The 16,208-nt window shown below is 64.2% G+C and carries 13 protein-coding genes and 2 pseudogenes; 7 read left to right on the top strand and 8 right to left on the bottom strand.

From position 1 onward, the window contains the following. Nucleotides 1-100 precede the first annotated feature (100 nt). The 3 genes from NKI41_RS02025 to NKI41_RS02015 all read left to right on the top strand — a co-directional run bounded on the left by NKI41_RS02025 (nt 101) and on the right by NKI41_RS02015 (nt 2,277). The gene (locus tag NKI41_RS02025) at nt 101-481 is read left to right on the top strand and encodes a type II toxin-antitoxin system TacA family antitoxin (protein ID WP_352501975.1); all 381 of its coding nucleotides are present in this window, start codon (nt 101-103) and stop codon (nt 479-481) included. After that, nucleotides 478-981 (top strand): GNAT family N-acetyltransferase, encoded by a 504-nt coding sequence (locus tag NKI41_RS02020; protein WP_352501976.1) that lies wholly within the window; start codon nt 478-480, stop codon nt 979-981. Before NKI41_RS02025 ends, NKI41_RS02020 begins: the two co-directional genes overlap by 4 nt. 195 nt (nt 982-1,176) lie before the next feature. Beyond that, nucleotides 1,177-2,277, top strand: a complete 1,101-nt coding sequence (locus NKI41_RS02015) for a glycoside hydrolase family 25 protein (RefSeq protein WP_352681141.1) — start codon at nt 1,177-1,179, stop codon at nt 2,275-2,277. A 21-nt stretch (nt 2,278-2,298) separates the two neighbouring features. On the opposite strand, the gene purD is transcribed toward NKI41_RS02015, so the two are convergent. After that, nucleotides 2,299-3,576, bottom strand: coding sequence for a phosphoribosylamine--glycine ligase (gene purD, locus NKI41_RS02010; RefSeq protein ID WP_352681139.1), 1,278 nt, complete (start codon nt 3,574-3,576; stop codon nt 2,299-2,301). Between the two features lie 156 nt (nt 3,577-3,732). Between purD and ubiA the strand changes: the two genes are divergently transcribed. Continuing rightward, on the top strand, nt 3,733-4,716 hold the full coding sequence (gene ubiA / locus NKI41_RS02005) for a 4-hydroxybenzoate octaprenyltransferase (protein WP_352681219.1): 984 nt from the start codon (nt 3,733-3,735) through the stop codon (nt 4,714-4,716). On the opposite strand, the gene NKI41_RS02000 is transcribed toward ubiA, so the two are convergent. The 3 genes from NKI41_RS02000 to NKI41_RS01990 all read right to left on the bottom strand — a co-directional run bounded on the left by NKI41_RS02000 (nt 4,717) and on the right by NKI41_RS01990 (nt 7,881). Further along, nucleotides 4,717-5,283, bottom strand: a complete 567-nt coding sequence (locus NKI41_RS02000; RefSeq protein ID WP_023674094.1) for a DUF6101 family protein — start codon at nt 5,281-5,283, stop codon at nt 4,717-4,719. Between the two features lie 186 nt (nt 5,284-5,469). After that, a complete protein-coding gene (locus NKI41_RS01995; RefSeq protein WP_352681138.1) occupies nt 5,470-6,900 on the bottom strand; it encodes an FAD-binding oxidoreductase in 1,431 nt (476 codons plus the stop codon). An 18-nt stretch (nt 6,901-6,918) separates the two neighbouring features. Next, nucleotides 6,919-7,881, bottom strand: a complete 963-nt coding sequence (locus tag NKI41_RS01990) for an L-threonylcarbamoyladenylate synthase (protein ID WP_352681136.1) — start codon at nt 7,879-7,881, stop codon at nt 6,919-6,921. 159 nt (nt 7,882-8,040) lie between these two features. On the opposite strand from NKI41_RS01990, the gene NKI41_RS01985 reads away from it, so the two are divergent. Then, nucleotides 8,041-8,472: a hypothetical protein gene (locus tag NKI41_RS01985; RefSeq protein WP_352681134.1), complete on the top strand. Its 432-nt coding sequence runs from the start codon at nt 8,041-8,043 to the stop codon at nt 8,470-8,472. Between the two features lie 28 nt (nt 8,473-8,500). Here NKI41_RS01985 and NKI41_RS01980 read toward each other — a convergent pair whose 3' ends face one another. Then, nucleotides 8,501-11,254 (bottom strand): glycine--tRNA ligase subunit beta, encoded by a 2,754-nt coding sequence (locus NKI41_RS01980; protein WP_352681133.1) that lies wholly within the window; start codon nt 11,252-11,254, stop codon nt 8,501-8,503. Nucleotides 11,255-11,515: 261 nt separating this feature from the next. On the opposite strand from NKI41_RS01980, the gene NKI41_RS01975 reads away from it, so the two are divergent. Continuing rightward, a complete protein-coding gene (locus tag NKI41_RS01975; protein WP_352681131.1) occupies nt 11,516-11,689 on the top strand; it encodes a hypothetical protein in 174 nt (57 codons plus the stop codon). On the opposite strand, the pseudogene NKI41_RS01970 reads toward NKI41_RS01975, so the two are convergent. The 3 genes and pseudogenes from NKI41_RS01970 to NKI41_RS01960 form a co-directional block, all read right to left on the bottom strand. Then, nucleotides 11,686-11,868 (bottom strand): annotated as a pseudogene (locus tag NKI41_RS01970) (glycine--tRNA ligase subunit alpha); the annotation flags it as partial. The gene NKI41_RS01975 and the pseudogene NKI41_RS01970 sit on opposite strands and share 4 nt — an antisense overlap. A 141-nt stretch (nt 11,869-12,009) precedes the next feature. Beyond that, nucleotides 12,010-12,723: pseudogene (locus tag NKI41_RS01965) on the bottom strand (glycine--tRNA ligase subunit alpha); the annotation flags it as partial. Nucleotides 12,724-12,990: 267 nt separating this feature from the next. After that, the gene (locus NKI41_RS01960; RefSeq protein WP_352681217.1) at nt 12,991-14,766 is read right to left on the bottom strand and encodes a tetratricopeptide repeat protein; all 1,776 of its coding nucleotides are present in this window, start codon (nt 14,764-14,766) and stop codon (nt 12,991-12,993) included. Between the two features lie 322 nt (nt 14,767-15,088). Here NKI41_RS01960 and NKI41_RS01955 point away from each other — a divergent pair, with 322 nt between their 5' ends. Continuing rightward, entirely contained in the window at nt 15,089-16,183 is a 1,095-nt protein-coding gene (locus tag NKI41_RS01955; RefSeq protein ID WP_352681129.1) for a helix-turn-helix transcriptional regulator, read from the top strand. Nucleotides 16,184-16,208 lie beyond the last annotated feature (25 nt).

Below are 16,208 nucleotides of genomic sequence, written 5' to 3'. Positions count from 1 at the left end.
GGCTCTCCTCAGTCCGGCAGGTCAACTCAAGATCCGTGCCGACGCTCCCCGTCCACCTCGTTTTACGTAAACGTCAAACTTTGTCACGCGGATTTTGCAGTTGCTGGCTCGTCTGCAAAATTATTTAGAGCCGGACGACGCACTTGATTTGTACGGCTATTTCCCGTACAAGGCAGTATCAGGGGTGACGATAATGCCAAACCAACAGACCCGCACCGCCCGTCTCGAAGCCCGTATTTCGCCGGATATGCTGGACGTGGTGAAACGTGCCGCCGAAATCCAGGGCCGCAGCGTCAGCGACTTCGTGGTCGCCGCCGCTCAAGAGGCGGCCCAGCGTACTATCGAGAACACCACCATCATGCGTATCTCCATCGAAGATCAGCGCGCCATGATGGAGGCGATTCTCAATCCGCCCGAGCCTAATGAGGCACTGCGCAAAGCTGCCGACGCCCACAAACGGCTGGTCGTCGAAACCCGGTGACTTTCGCCGTCATTATCGAACCGCTCGGCGGATCGCATGATCGCAAGGCGTTCAGCTGCGGGGTACCGGCGCTCGACCGCTACATTCGGGAGCAAGCCAGCCAGGATGTCAAACGCCGAGTGGGCAATTGCTTCGTTGCCGTGGATCGCGATGGCGGCGCGATCGCCGGATATTACACTTTGGCGGCGTCGAGCATACCAATCGCGTCCTTGCCTGACGAACAGACAAAACATCTGCCACGCTACCCGGTTCTGCCCGCGATATTGGTCGGCAGGCTGGCCGTCGATGCCCGATACCAGCGGCGGCGGGTCGGGTCGGCGCTGATCGTGGATGCGCTACGACGTAGCGTTAGCGCTGCCCCAGCAGCCTTCGCGTTGATTGTCGATGCCAAGGATGACCAGGCGGTCGCGTATTATCGCAGGCATGGCTTCACCTCGTTTCAGAGCCGCCCGCTATCACTGTTCCTGCCCATAGCAACAGCGTTGAAGCTATTTGGCTGACAATCGCAACCATCGCTTTGCTCTTGAGGAGCACCAAGGATCGCTTCTCCAGCGCTCCAACTCGCCCACTCGGCACCCGAAGCATTTCCTTAACCATGGCGGTTCAGGATTTGGCTTTGGCCAGCAAGGATCTGCTGTTTGAAAACGCCGGCGCGCCCCCTTGTCCGCTCAGCGCTTCTCCTTGTCGCGGCCGCGATGACCCTGATGCTGACGCCGGCAAAGGCCTCGGATTTCTCCGAACCGTGGAAGGATGCCGACCGGGCGCTGGTCGTCGACGCCTACGAATACAATTCCATCGACTGGACCAGGCTTGCCACCGACAAGCGTCTTGTCGGCTTCATCAACAAGGCATCCGACGGAATGCCGCCACCCTATTTCTGTTTCGGCGACGAGACCGAGACGCGGCTGTGCAAGACGCTTTGGAAGCGCCATGCGGTGGCGCGTGAGCTGTTCCAGACGCGCAAGGTTGTGGCCAAGGCGCTTGGCTTGAAATGGGGCGCCTATCACCTCGCCCGCCCCGGCAACCCGGTCGGCCAGGCCAATCATTTCATCGAGTTCGCCGAACCCGGGCCGGACGACCTGCTTGCCCTCGACATCGAGGACGACGACCCGACGCAGTGGATGTCGCTGGACGACGCCGAAGAATTCGTCCGCCAGGTGCATCGGCGGCTCGGCCGCTTTCCGGTGCTCTACACCAACGGCACGACCGCCCGGCACATCGCCGACAACAGATACAAATACCAGCTGCTGTCGCGGCTGCCGCTGTGGTATGCGCGCTACAAGCCAGACATCGGCGTGCATTTTCCGATGGGCAACTGGCAGGGTTATGCGCTCTGGCAGTTTTCGGCGCGAGCAAACTGCGGCCGGTTCCGCTGCCCTTACAGGGTCGCGGGCACACCCAACGATATCGACGTCAGCGTCGCGCCGATGAACGCCACGGAATTGCGCGCGCAGTGGCCGTTCGGCGGCCTGATCGACGTGCAGCCGGATTATCTCACCTCGATACCGGTGCCGCTCTCACGCGAGGCGGGGCTCGCCGGCGGCACCATCACTTACGCCAGCGTGACGCCAGCAAGCGTCGAGGAGATGGTCGCGGTATTCAGGGCGCGCCTGGCCAGGTTCAGCAGCGGCTTTCAAATGCCTGCGGCGAAGGCGGCGCCGGGCCTTCTGCGCGGGATTGCCGAATATGTCGCCTGGACGCGAAACGAAAAGCGTGCGGCATCGGTGCCAGGATTTGTCTCCACCGCCGATGCGGTCAGCAGCGTCTCGACCGAATTCGACCACGGCTTGCGCTGAGGCCGAAGGCAGCCCGAAGCATCAGTTCGCCTGCTCGCGCGCCACCGCCAGCCAGCCAATGTCGCGGCGGCAAAAGCCTTGCGGCCAGTCGATCCGGTCGAGCGCGGCGTAAGCCTTCTTCTGCGCCTCGCCGACGGTGCGGCCGGTCGCCGTGATGTTGAGCACGCGACCGCCATTGGCGACGAGTGCGCCGCCGTTGATGGCGGTGCCGGCATGAAATATCTCGACGCCCTCACCTGCCGCCGCCTCGACGCCGCGGATGACCGAGCCCCTTTCCGGCGTGCCGGGATAACCCCTGGCTGCCATCACCACGGTGAGCGCCGCCTCGTCGCGCCAGCGCACCGAGGTGTGCGCCAGCTGGCCGTCGGCGGCTGCGTTGAGCAGGACGAGCAGATCGTCCTTCAGCCGCATCATCAGCACCTGGCATTCCGGGTCGCCGAAACGGGTGTTGTATTCGATCAGCTTCGGCCCCTTGTCAGTAATCATCAGCCCGGCAAACAGCACGCCGGAAAACGGAGCGCCTGTTTCAGCCATGCCGCGCATGGTCGGCTCGACGATCTCGCGCATGGTTCGGTCGATCATTTCCGGCGTCATCACCGGCGCCGGCGAATAGGCGCCCATGCCGCCGGTGTTCGGGCCGGTGTCGCCGTCACTGAGGCGCTTGTGGTCCTGCGCGGTGCCGAAGGGCAGCGCGGTGGTGCCGTCGCACAGGCAGAAGAAACTTGCTTCTTCGCCGACGAGAAACTCCTCGACCACCACTTCCGCGCCGGCCTGGCCGAAGGAGCCGTCAAAACAGGCGTCGAGCGCGGCCAGCGCCTCGTCAAGCGTCATGGCGACGGTGACGCCCTTGCCGGCAGCGAGGCCGTCGGCCTTGATGACGATCGGCGCACCCGTCTTCTCGACATAGGTCCTGGCCGAAGCCAGATCGTCGAAGCGGCCATAGGCGGCGGTCGGGATGCCGTATCTGGCGCAGAGGTCCTTGGTGAAACCTTTCGAGCCTTCCAGCCGTGCCGCTGCCTTTGACGGTCCGAAGACGCGGATGCCCTCGGCGCGCAGGTCGTCGGCAATGCCGGCGACCAGCGGCCCTTCCGGCCCGACCACGACGAGGCCTATTTCATTCTCGCGGCAAAACCGGACCACCGCTGCGTGATCGGCAGTATCGAGCCTCACCAGTTCGGCTTCGTGGCCGATCCCCGGATTGCCGGGCGCCGCGTAGAGTTTGGTCAGCAGCGGCGACGCCGCGATCTTCCAGGCCAGCGCATGCTCTCGTCCGCCAGAGCCGATCAGCAAAACACGCATGCCCAGATTCCTCGTCATTCCAAGACCAGGACTGCGCTATTGCGCCGCGCGCGACGGGTCAAGACATTTGGCTGCCGAAGCGCCGATTGCGCGTGGCGAGCGTGCGGGGGCTGCTTGACGCTTGACGGCATTCGCCTCTGCTGCCACTCCAGCAAAATGGAAACCGTCCAGTCGAAAGCGGCCCAGGGCCGCGTCGCAGATGCGCCGAGCGGCCACTGGGTCTATCGCGTGCTGCCGCGGCGGTTGTGGCCCTATGCGCAGCTTGCCCGGTGGGACCGGCCGATCGGCTGGCAATTGCTGCTGTGGCCATGCTGGTGGTCGGCTGCGCTTGCCGCGAGCGCCTATCCGCGTCCGACGGACCCGCTTTTCTCTCTGCTGCCGTCGCCGTGGTATCTGCTGCTGTTTTTTCTTGGCGCGTTCGCCATGCGCGGCGCCGGCTGCACCTACAATGATTTGGTCGACGAGGACATCGACAACCAGGTGGAACGCACGCGCTCGCGGCCGCTGCCGGCCGGCAAGGTCACGCGCCGGCAGGCCTGGATGTTTGTTGTCGTGCAGGCACTGGTCGGCCTTGCCGTGCTTTTGCAGTTCAACAGCTTCGCCATCTTGCTCGGCATCGGCTCGCTGGTCATCGTCGCCGTCTACCCGTTCATGAAGCGGTACACCAATTGGCCGCAACTCGTTCTCGGCCTTGCCTTTTCCTGGGGAGCGCTGATGGGATGGGCGGTCGAGTTCGGCGATCTCGATGGGCCGGCAATCATGCTCTATATCGGCTCGATCCTGTGGGTGATCGGCTATGACACGATCTATGCGCATCAGGACAAGGAAGACGACGCCATCGTCGGCGTGCGCTCGACGGCGCGCCTGTTCGGCGACAATACCAAGGCGTGGCTGGCCGGGCTTTATGGCGGAGCGCTGGTCTGCTTCGCCATCGCCTTTGCCTCGGCACAGGCACCGGTGCCTGCACTGGCCGGGCTGATCGCCGCCGGCGCGCATCTGGCGCGGCAGATCGGCGTGCTCGACATCGACGACCCGGACCAGTGCCTGAGGCTGTTCAGATCGAACAACCAGGTCGGCTGGCTGATCTTCCTCGGCCTGATCGGCGGCGCGGCCTGGGTGGCGCTGAAGCCGCTGGTTTAGCTACTCCCGCGAAATGAGCTCCTCGCCGCCGATGACCAGCCTGAGGCCGAGGTCGCCGGCGCGGCGGCGGGCGAGGAAGCGCGGGCGGCGCATGGTCGAGACGCGACCCTTGCGGCGGTCCTGCGCCGGCAGCGCCTTGATGGCGGCGCCGAGCGATTCCTCCAGCGTGCGGGCAATGCCGTCGGCCTCGATCAGCAGCATCGGCAGGCGGTAGGCGTCGGCCCAGGCGCGCCAGTCAGCGGCGACGTCGTCGAGATCGTCGGCGACCAGCAGCGGCACCGACAGCATCGGGTCATTGTGCAGAAGCTCAAGCGTCACTGTGACATTGCCATCCGGATCCTCCATCGCGCGGGCGGCGACGCCGCGAAACGCGTTGGCGGGCAGAGCGATGATCGCCGGCACGCCGCTCATCTCCAGCGTGCGGCGGATAACCGCGCCGCGCTGGTCGATGGTGAAGGTAACGTCGCCATAGTCGTCGCGGGTGGCGTAGCTCACCACTTGCGGCAGGCGGAATGGGTCGAGGCGCATATTGCGCCCGGCCCAGACTGGCTTCAGTCCAGTGTTCATATCGTGCCTTTCCTGTTTCTCCTGAGAGCCGGTGTTTCCGGTTCTCCGGGCCGGTTTTCCCAGCCTCGTTTGTGGAGAAACATTAGCGCGGGCTTCTTATCTTCGCGCTTAAGAAAGTCGGTTAAATTTTGCTGATCCGGGGCGGATGGTTATCGGAATGCGAACCGGCGCGGGCCGGCGAAAGGATCAGATAACCTTACCCGGATTCATGATGCCGGCCGGGTCGAACGCGGCCTTCACCCTGCGCATCAGCTCGATCGCCATCGGCGGCGCCGTCGCGATCAATTCGTCCCGCTTCAACTGGCCGATGCCGTGCTCGGCCGAGATCGAGCCATGAAACGAGCGCACGACCTCGTGCACGGCCTTGTTCATGACGTGGTAAAGGCCGAGAAACGCCTCGTCATCGCCGTCGACCGGCCGGGAAATGTTGTAGTGCAGATTGCCGTCGCCCATGTGGCCGAAGCAGACGACGCGCGCGCCGGGACTGACCAATTGCACGGCGCCGGCGGCCTTTTCGATGAAGGGCGGGATTGACGCCACCGGCACCGAGATGTCGTGCTTGATCGAGGCACCTTCCGGCTTCTGCGCCTCGGGCAGCACCTCGCGAAAATTCCAGAACGCATCGCCCTGGGCCATGCTTGCCGCGATCACCGCATCGCCGACGATGCCTTGCTCGAGGCCTGCCTCCAGCACCTCCTCGATCAGCGCCCCGGCATCGTCGGCCGAACGGCCCGACGAGATCTGCATCAGCACATACCACGGCCAATCGCCGGCAAGCGGCCGCACCACGCCTTGTGCGTGGGCAAGCGTGAAGTCGTAGGGCCTCTGGCCGATCAGCTCGAAGGCGGTGAGCGCTGCCCCTGCACGGTCCATCGCAAGACTGAACAGCGACAGTGCCGCCTCCGGCGATGACAGGCCGGCAAACGCCACCTCGCGCCCCTTGGGCTTGGGGAACAGCTTGAGCACGGCGGCGGTGATGATGCCGAGCGTGCCTTCCGCGCCGACGAACAGGTTCTTCAGATCGTAGCCGGTATTGTCTTTTTTCAGCTTGCGCAGATCGTCGAACACTTCGCCGGTCGGCAGCACCACTTCGACGCCGAGGCAGAGCTCGCGCGCATTGCCGTAGGCAAGCACGCCGGTGCCGCCGGCGTTGGACGAGAGATTGCCGCCGATCTGGCAGGAGCCTTGCGCGGCAAGCGACAGCGGAAACAGCCGGTCGGCGGCATCGGCCGCTTCCTGCAACGTCTGCAGGATGACGCCGGTTTCGACCGTCACCGTGTTGGACAGCGTATCGATCTCGCGGATGCGGTTCAGCCGCGACAGCGACAGCACGATCTCGCGGCCAGATGCGTCCGGCACCTGGGCGCCAACCAGCCCGGTGTTGCCGCTTTGCGGCACGATGGGCGTGCCGGTTTCGGTCGCCAGCCGCATGATGCTGCTGACCTCCTCGACGCTCCCCGGCCTCAGCACCAAAGCCGTCCTGCCGTGCCAAAGTCCGCGCCGCTCGGTGAGGAAAGGCGCGATGTCCCGCTGATCGCGCAGCGCATATTTGTCGCCGACGATTGCCGCAAAGCGGGCGACGACGGCGGGGTCGAGATCGGGGGAAATGTCGTTCATGGGTGGAAACTATGGTGCTCAATCCATCTTGTCACGCGGGGCGGCGGCGCGCGAAAGCCGGTCGTTGATCGCCTCGCCCAGCCCTTCGAACGGGATCGGCTCGACGGCGATGGTTTTGGCGCCACTGTCATCGAGATCCTGCAGATGGGCGAAGAGATTGCTTGCCGCCTCGCGCAGGTCGCCGGTCTCCGACAAGTTGCGCAGGGCGGCTGCATCGCGCCAGCCTTCGGCACGGCGGCGGCCGAAGGCCAGCAAGGCTTCGCCCGGTGCGACCTCCGCAGCATTGAGCCGCACCGCCGCACCTGGCGCATAGTGCGAGGCGAGCATGCCGGGCGCCTCGACGACCGAAGCGCCGCGCAGCAACTTTGACCCGGCCACCGCTTCGATCTCTTCGGCGGCAATGCCGCCCGGCCGCAGCAGCCGCAGCTTTCCAGCTTCAACCTTGACAATGGTCGATTCCAGCCCGACCGGCGTCGCGCCGCCATCGACCACAAGCTTGATCCGGGGACCGAGATCGGCGGCCACGGCATCGGCCGTCGTGGCGCTGATCCTGCCCGAGGAATTGGCGCTGGGCGCCGCCAGCGCGCGGCCGAACCTGGCGATCAGCTCGCCGCCAAAGCCTTTCGGCATGCGCAGCGCGATCGTTTCCAGACCGGCGGTGACCAGCGGATGAATGCCGTTGCCGGGCCGTTGCGGCAGCACCAGCGTCAGCGGCCCCGGCCAGAATGCCTGCGCCAATCTTTCCGACAGCGGATCGAACAGCGCGATGCGCTCGGCCATCGCCGGGTCGGCTATATGGGCGATCAGCGGGTTGAAGCGAGGGCGGCCCTTGGCTTCGAAGATACGAGCCACGGCAACGCCATTGGTCGCGTCGCCGGCCAGCCCATAGACGGTCTCGGTCGGGATGGCGACGACATCGCCGCTCTCGAGCAGCGCCAACGCCCTTTCCATCGCCTCGCCGACGGCACGAATTTCAGCCACTGTCGTCACCTCACGGATGCGGGTGCCTAATACGCTGACGCCGACGGAGCAAGTCCGGGCGTAGGCGAATCGCAAATCGCTAAAATGCTCTGTTTCCCCGCAAGCCGGCATCAACTGCCCTCGGCTACGGTGCCGTCTTGTTGGGCAAGGGGAATTATCATGCTTTCGATGCGTATCGTTGGAGCGCTTGGTCTGGCGTTTATGGCCGGCACGGCACAGGCCTCATCGCTCGTTTTTCTCGGGCAAACGACGGCGACGCCTTCGGTTGTAAGTGCCGGCGCGCTCGAACGGGCGAAAACACCGTCGATCGTCGCGCTCGGCGAGAAGTTGCCTGACGTCAATGAAAACGTCGCCGATGAAAAGGTCGCGGCAATCCCGAGCCAGCCGAGTCATGGCTTCGACGGAAGTCCGATGATCATTCGCGGCGGTATCGTCGGCGATGCCTTTGCAACGCCCGCGCCCAAGGCCGCGCCGGCCACCGCTGCCGCGCCCGCCGCGGACAGCAAGGCCGACCCAAAGGTCGCCAGCAAAACCCCTGAACCAGCTGCGCAGCAGCCTGCGCCGCTAGCAGCTCCCGACCAGCCGAAATAGCGCCACAAGCGATGATTTTTCCCGGACGTCAGCCGGCTATCTTGGAGAAATCCGCGACCCGGTCGGTCGCCGCGCGGATGCGGACGAGCAATGCCAGGCGATTGGCACGCACGGCCTGGTCCTCATCGTTTACCAGGACTTTCTCAAAGAATGAATCAACCGGCTCGCGCAACACGCTAAGCGCCAGCATGGCGGCGGAAAAGTCTTCGTTTTGAATTGCTTCGCGGGCTTGCCTCTCGGCCTGATTGACCGCGGCGTACAAGGCTTTCTCCGCGTCCTCCCGGAACAGCGCCGGCGAAACGCTGCTTGCGATCGCCGTCGCCTTCTTCTCTTCGGCAGCCACGATGTTGGCAGCGCGCTTGGTGCCGGCAAGCAGGTTCCTGCCGTCCTCGCTGTCGAGGAAGGAGCCAAGCGCTTCGACGCGGCGGACGATTTGCAGGAGGTCGTCGTTGGACGATTGGCCGATCTCCCCCCTAGAGGGGGAGATGCCCGGCAGGGCAGAGGGGGGCGCGACAGAATGAGAGGCCGGCGGGACAGCGCCCCCCTCTGTCGGCTTCGCCGACATCTCCCCCTCCAGGGGGGAGATTGGGCGCGAACCCGCCGCCAGAACCGCGTCGATCAGATCATGCCGCGCGCCCTGGTCGCGGAGATAGACCTTGAGGCGATCGTGGAAAAAGGACAGGAGGTCGGCTTCTGCAGCATTAAATCTGTTTGCCCATTCTATCAGGAATGCCTTGTCTTCAGCTAAGATGGCTGCGACCTGATCAAACTTCCAATCTCCTGCGGAGGACATCGGAAGCATGCGACCGAGTTCGATAAATTTCTCAAATATTGGCCGGTACTTCTGATCAACGATCTGCCAGAAAACTCGAAGCCATGCTTTGTGCCAATCCTGCTCAAGGCGCAATCGAACCCCGTTCTCGACCAACATCCTGATCACCCCCAGCGCCGCCCGTCTCAGCGCATAGGGGTCCTTCGATCCGGTCGGCTTTTCATCAATCGCCCAGAAGCCGACCAGCGTATCGAGCTTGTCGGCAAGCGCCACGGCCACCGACACCGGATCGGTCGGCACGCGGTCGGACGGGCCCTGCGGCTTGTAGTGTTCCTCGATCGCCGCGGCGACGGAAGGATGCTCGCCCTGCAGCAGCGCGTATTTGCGGCCCATGGCGCCTTGCAGTTCCGGGAACTCGCCAACCACTTCGGTGGTGAGGTCGGCCTTGGCGAGGACGGCAGCGCGGCGCGCCAGCGCGGTAATCTCCCCCCTCGAGGGGGAGATGTCACCGAAGGCGACAGAGGGGGTCGGCACGTCCTGACGCGACGCCCTATCGCGAACAGAGGATGCCGGCGCTTCACGCGAGGCGACCCCCTCTGGCCTGCCGGCCATCTCCCCCTCAAGGGGGGAGATCGACTGCGCCACGAGCGGCGCCAATTCCTCAGCCAATCGCTTGATCCGCTCCACCCGCTCGCCTTGCGTGCCGAGCTTGGCATGAAACGTTACATTGAGGTGGTCGAGGCGGGCCATGCGCTGGTCGAGCGGTTTTTCTAGATCAAGCCCGAACTTTTCCGCCGATGCCTGCAGCTGGTCGAGATCCGGCAGGTCGCCCTGGTCGGTCTTCCAGAAATAGAGCGCGTCGGACAGGCGCGCGCGCACCACCTTGCCATTGCCATGGGCGATCTCCTTGCCGCCATCCTTGGCCTCGATATTGGCGGTCAGGATGAAGCGGTTGGAGAGCGGCGATTGGCTGATCTCCCCCCTTGAGGGGGAGATGGCCGGCAGGCCAGAGGGGGTCGGCACGACCTGACGCGACTCCCTATCGCGGACAGGGGATGCCGCCGATCCACGCGAGGCGACCCCCTCTGTCGCCTTCGGCGACATCTCCCCCTCGAGGGGGGAGATTTGGCGCGTCGTCACAAAACACTTCTGGTTGGCGCGGATGGTGAGCCTGATTACCTCGGCCGGAATGGCGAGAAAATCCTGCTCGAATTCGCCCATCAGCACGACAGGCCATTCGACCAGGCCCGACACTTCCTCCAGCAGCCCCTCGTCCTCGACGAGGTCGAGCCCGCTGGCGAAGGCGAGGTTCCTGGCATCGGCAAGGATGATCTCCTTGCGCCTGTCGGCATCGAGCACGACCTTGGCCGCCTCAAGCCTGGCGACATAATCGTCGAAGCGGCGCACCGTGATGGCGCCAGGCGCATGGAAACGGTGGCCGTAGGTGATATTGCCTGAGCGGATGCCGTCGATCTCGAAATCGACGACCACCGGCTCCTCGGTTTCGGGGCCGAAGGTGCACAGGATCGATTGCAGCGGCCGCACCCAGCGCAGCGAGCCGGGCTTGGCCGAAGCCGGGCCCCAGCGCATCGATTTCGGCCAGGGGAAGTTGCGGATGATGCCCGGCACCAGCTCGGCGATGATCTGCTCCGCCGGCCTGCCCGGCCTGGAAATATGGGCGACGTAGAAGTCGCCCTTCTTCGGATCGGAATGAACATGCGCCTCGGCAATCGAGGCGAGGCCGGCCTTGCGCAGAAAACCCTGCACCGCCGGCTCGGGCGCCTTGGTCGAGGGCCCCTTGATCTCCTCGCTGATGTCCTTCGAGCGGGCGGTCAGGCCGCGAATGTCGAGCGTCAACCGGCGCGGCGTCCAATATTCGCGCGCCGCCTCGTAGGTCAGCCCGGCGTCGACCAGCCCGTCGGTCAAAAGCTTCCTGAGATCGCCGGCAGCCTTGCGCTGCATGCGGGCGGGAATCTCTTCCGAACGGAGTTCTAAAAGCAGGTCGGGCATCGAAGGAACTCATGGACAAAAATAGCCGCCGCTTCGCGGCGACCTCCCCCATCGAGGGGGAGGTAAGCGGGGGCATAGCAACTCGGCTGGCCGCTGTCACCCTTCCCCGCTCGATCGGGACATCTAACGGCGATTTCCGAAAAATTCAGCCGCCTGTCGGACACGCGCCGGTCCGCCCGTCCTTGGATCAAAGATTTCCCTGAACCGAACGCAGCGCTGAAGCGACCAACGCTCAGGCAGAGAGCTATTGGCTGACCGACCATGAGAACGGCATCGACATTCCTGCAGATCCTCGCGCTCAGCGCCTGTTTTACAGCGCAGGTGCACGGCACGTTCTCGATGCCCGGCGTCAGGCAAGCGCTGCGGACAATAGCCGGTGCAAGCGGCCAAGGCACGTTGCCAATCAGCACTCCTGCCGAATTCGCCTTGAGCTAGGCCGCCAGCCCGCCCGCCTGCGTCAGCAGAAACGCCTCGCCGCAGGCTTTGGCCAGATTGCGCACCCGCAAAATATAACTCTGGCGCTCGGTGACCGAAATCACGCCGCGTGCGTCGAGCAGATTGAAGACGTGGCTGGCCTTGATGCACTGGTCGTAGGCTGGGAAGACCATGCGGTGGTATCCCTCCGCCTTGAGGGGACCAGACAAAGTCTGGCCGGGAGGGGTCGCCCGCGCAGTGCTCGACGCCTGACCTGCAGTGCCTTCCGAGGCGACCCTCTCTGCCCGCTTCGCGGGCATCTCCCCCTCAAGGGGGGAGACAGGCGCGCCGGCTTGTAGCAGCGCCTTGCACTCGGCTTCGGCGTCCTCGAAATGCCTGAGCAGCATTGCGGTGTTGGCAAATTCGAAATTATGGCGCGAATATTCCTGCTCGGCCTGCAGGAAGACGTCGCCATAGGTCACCTTGTCGGCGCCTTCGCGGCCGTTGAAGTTGAGGTCGTAGACATTGTCGACGCCCTGCACATACATGGCCAGCCGTTCCAGCCCGTAAGTGAGCTCGCCCGCCACCGGGGCGCATTCGATGCCGCAGACCTGCTGGAAATAGGTGAACTGCGAGACCTCCATGCCGTCGCACCAGCACTCCCAGCCCAGCCCCCAGGCGCCCAGCGTCGGGCTTTCCCAGTCGTCCTCGACGAAGCGGATGTCATGCAGCAGCGGATCGATGCCGATCGCGGCCAGCGAGCCGAGGTAAAGCTCCTGCAGATTGGGCGGATTGGGCTTCAGGATCACCTGGTATTGGTAATAGTGCTGCAGCCGGTTCGGGTTCTCGCCATAGCGGCCGTCCTTGGGGCGGCGCGAGGGCTGGACATAGGCCGCGTTCCAGCGTTTTGGGCCGAGCGCGCGCAATGTCGTTGCCGGATGGAATGTGCCGGCGCCGACTTCCATGTCGTAAGGCTGGAGGACGACGCAGCCATAGTCCGCCCAATAATTATGCAACGTCAGGATCAGCCCCTGGAACGAGCGGCTGGGGTGCATGTGGGCAGGAATGGTCACGGCGGCCTCGGCGGGAAAGGCGGGATGCCGGCACGTCCTAGATGCCTGGCCAGCAAGCGTCAAGGCAGAGGGGGTCAGGCCTTTGAAGGTGTTCCCTTCTCCCCTTGTGGGAGAAGGTGGCCGAGCGAAGCTCGGTCGGATGAGGGGTGTTCCAGCTTGGCACCGACGGCAATCCGTCCGACACCCCTCAACCGTCTCGGCGCTGCGCGCCGATCCACCTTCTCCCACAAGGGGAGAAGGAAAGAAGGGTCACCCCTTAGGGGCGGGCGCCGGCAAGGGCTTTACGTTCGGGGTTTCCTGCGCCGTGTTGGATTCGATCGGCGGCAGGCCTTTCATCAGCTTTTGCTGCAAGGCGGCAAGCACATCCGGGTCCGGCTTCAGGTCGCGCGCCTGGTTCCACTGGAAGGTGGCTTCCAGCTTGCGGCCGACGCGCCAGTAAGCGTCGCCGAGGTGATCGTTGAGCACCGGATCCTCCGGCTTCAACGAAACGGCGCGTTCCATTTCGCGCACTGCATCGTCGAACTGGCCAAGGCGGTAATAGGCCCAGCCCAGCGAATCGACGATGTAGCCGTCGCTCGGCCTCAGGTCGACGGCCTTCTGGATCATCGCGAGGCCTTCCTTGAGGTTCATGTTCTTGTCGACCCAGGAATAGCCGAGATAGTTCAGAACCTGCGGCTGGTCGGGGTAGAGCTCCAGCGCCTTGCGGAAATTCGGCTCGGCCTTCGGCCATTCCTTCAGCCGCTCATAGGCGATGCCGCGCTGGTAGAAAATGTTCCAGTTGGCGGCGGTCGGCGTCTTCAGCACCTCGACCGCCTTGTCGTAAAGATTGGCGGCGGAGCGGAAATCGTCCTTCGAGGAATAGACGCCGCCGAGCGCCAGGTAGGCGCGCATGTCGTCTGGATGCGCATCGACGATGGCCTTGAGGTGAGCGATCGCCTCGTCGTTGCGGTCGAGATCGGCAAGGTTGAGGCCAAGCTGCAGGTCCGAAAGCTGCTTCAGCGGCGAGCCGGCGGGAATGCGGCGATAGAGCGCGATGGCGCCCTCGCCGTCTTTCAACTGCTCGGCAACGGCGGCAAGCTGAACGAGCGCCGCGTCGTTGTCGGGCCGCAGCGCCAGGGCATATTGCAGATAAAGCCGCACGAACGGCTCGCCGCCGCCGCGGTTGAGCGCGGTGGCGAGATCGAGCAGGATTTCCGAGGCGCCGTCCGACGGACCGGCAACGAAGGGCTCGATCTTTTCGCCCTTGTTGATCTTGTCGCGAAGGGCCGCAATCTCGACCTTGCCGGGCGCAAACGCCTCGGCCTTGTCGAGCACCGACAGCGCCTTGGCCTTGTCGCCTTTGCGGGCGAGGAAAGAGGCGTAGGCCTGCGCGTTGCGCATCCATGTTTCGGGGGCCGCACCGCCGGCGGCCGTGTCCTGCACGGTGGCGGTGTAGAGCGCATCCGCCCTGTCGGGCAGGCCGGAGGCGTCGGCAATCAAGGCGCGGTGGAAGGACTTGAACAGGCTGAACCAGTCGGGGCCTTGCAGCTTGTCGATGGAAGCCATGGCCTCGCCGGCGTCACCCGCACCCTGCTTGGCCCAGCCGGTCATGACGCCGGAGATCAGCCGGTCGAGATCGGACTCGAGCGACAGCTTGAGCCAGTATTCGGCCTTGGAGAAATCCTTCTTGTGGAAGGAATCGATGGCCAGCGCCAGGCGCGAGAAGCGCTCGACATCGGGAACCGCCTTGAGCTTGTCGGCATAGACCAGGGATTCGTCGAAGCGCCCCTGCGCGATCAGCGACAGCATCAGGCTCTGCTGCAGTCCCTTATCGTTCGGATCGAACGCAAGCGCCTGCTTGTAATAGGAAATGGCGCTGTCGAGGTCGTTGTCGCCGTCGGCAATCCTGGCGGCGAGATAGGCCCCCGAGAAGGATGTGATCCTGACCGGCTCGGCGGTCTGTTTGGCATGCGCCGGCAAAGCCGAGATCGCCATGCCCGTCGCGATTGCCAGCCCCGTCAGCCAGCGCGCATATCCTTGCCGCATCATATCCCTTTCAGCCAAACGCCATCTCCGCGTCAGCGGGATCGCCGTAGACTCGATTTTTACAGGTAAAGCATGGCCTTTTTGGGGTCGTGCTTCAACCCGGCCCGAATTCACAATCGGGTCAAGCAATTAATAAACCATGCCGAAAGGGCCTGAACTGCGACTCTTGACCGCGTGGCGTCCGCTTTGGCGGTGCCTGCGCGGTGCTATTTCCCGACGCCGTAAGCGATCCCTAAGCGCCAGCGGTTGAAAGCTTCCGCCATGCAACTTTGCGTGGCAGGATGAGATTTCAATTCTTGCTTCGCCAGCCATGGGGGCGCCGATGCTGGAAGTGCCGCGCGACGAAGAAGCCTTCGCCATCGTCGATCGTATCTACGAAGCAGCGTTCGCCGCCGAGCAGTGGCCGGGAGCGTTAGAAGCGACCAGTGCGATCACGCGCTCGGCAAGCGGCTCGATTTTCATGATCAGCGATCATTCCCCGCTTCGCGCCATCGGCGAGGCGCAGGCCGAGCCCTTGATCGACGCTTTCATGGCAGATTGGAAATTTTCCGAGAGCGTGCAGCGCATGTGCAGCACCCAGCCGGCAAGCTTTGTGCGGGTCGACGACTTCATGACCGGCGATGAGATCGAGCGGGACCCGATCTACGCATGGGCAAGAAATTTCGGCGTCGGATCGCCCGTCTGCACGTCGATTCCCATGCCGAGCGGAGAGCTGGTGCTGTTCGTCTTCCAGCGCTGGCTGAAGGACGGCAAGTACGATCAAGCGGCGATCGACCTGCTGAACGGACTGCGTCCGCATCTGGCGCGGGCCGGCCTTGTTGCCGCGCGTCTTGGCATGGAACGCGCCAGGACCGCCGCATCGGCGCTGGGCGAAATCGGACTGCCGGCCGCTGTCATGAGCGGATCAGGCCGTGTGCTGACGGTCAACCGCCTGCTGGAAGATATGAAGGACGTGTTCATCCCCCAGGCCGGCGGCGGCATGGTGCTTGCGGACCTATCTGCAAACGCGCTTTTCCGGCAAGCCATCATGCACAACGACGACCATCGCGTTGTGCGGTCCATCCCTGTCCCAGCCGTTGAGGGGCGGCCTGCGCTGATCGTTCACCTTTTGCCGTTGCGCCGTGCCGCACATGACATCTTTTCGGGCGCGGATATCCTTGTCGCGGCAACTGCCGTCAGCATCAGCGCGACGGTGCCGTCGCCCGATATCCTTTCGGGCCTGTTCGACTTGACGCCGGCGGAAGCCCGGCTCGCCGTCGTGCTTGCCTCAGGCCGTTCCGTACAGGAAGCCGCCCTCGAAATCGGTATCGCCGTCAAATCGGCCCGTACTTATCTCGAGCGAATTTTTCGGAAAACCGGAACCAGTCGCCAAAGCCAGTTCGTGGCGCTGCTGACGAGCGCGCGGCCGTTTTCGTGATTTCGGTCAGTCAACCGGCCCGACG

Source organism: Mesorhizobium sp. M0601 (assembly GCF_040320845.1).
Lineage (GTDB): Bacteria > Pseudomonadota > Alphaproteobacteria > Rhizobiales > Rhizobiaceae > Mesorhizobium.
This window is presented reverse-complemented; position numbering and strand designations above follow the sequence as displayed.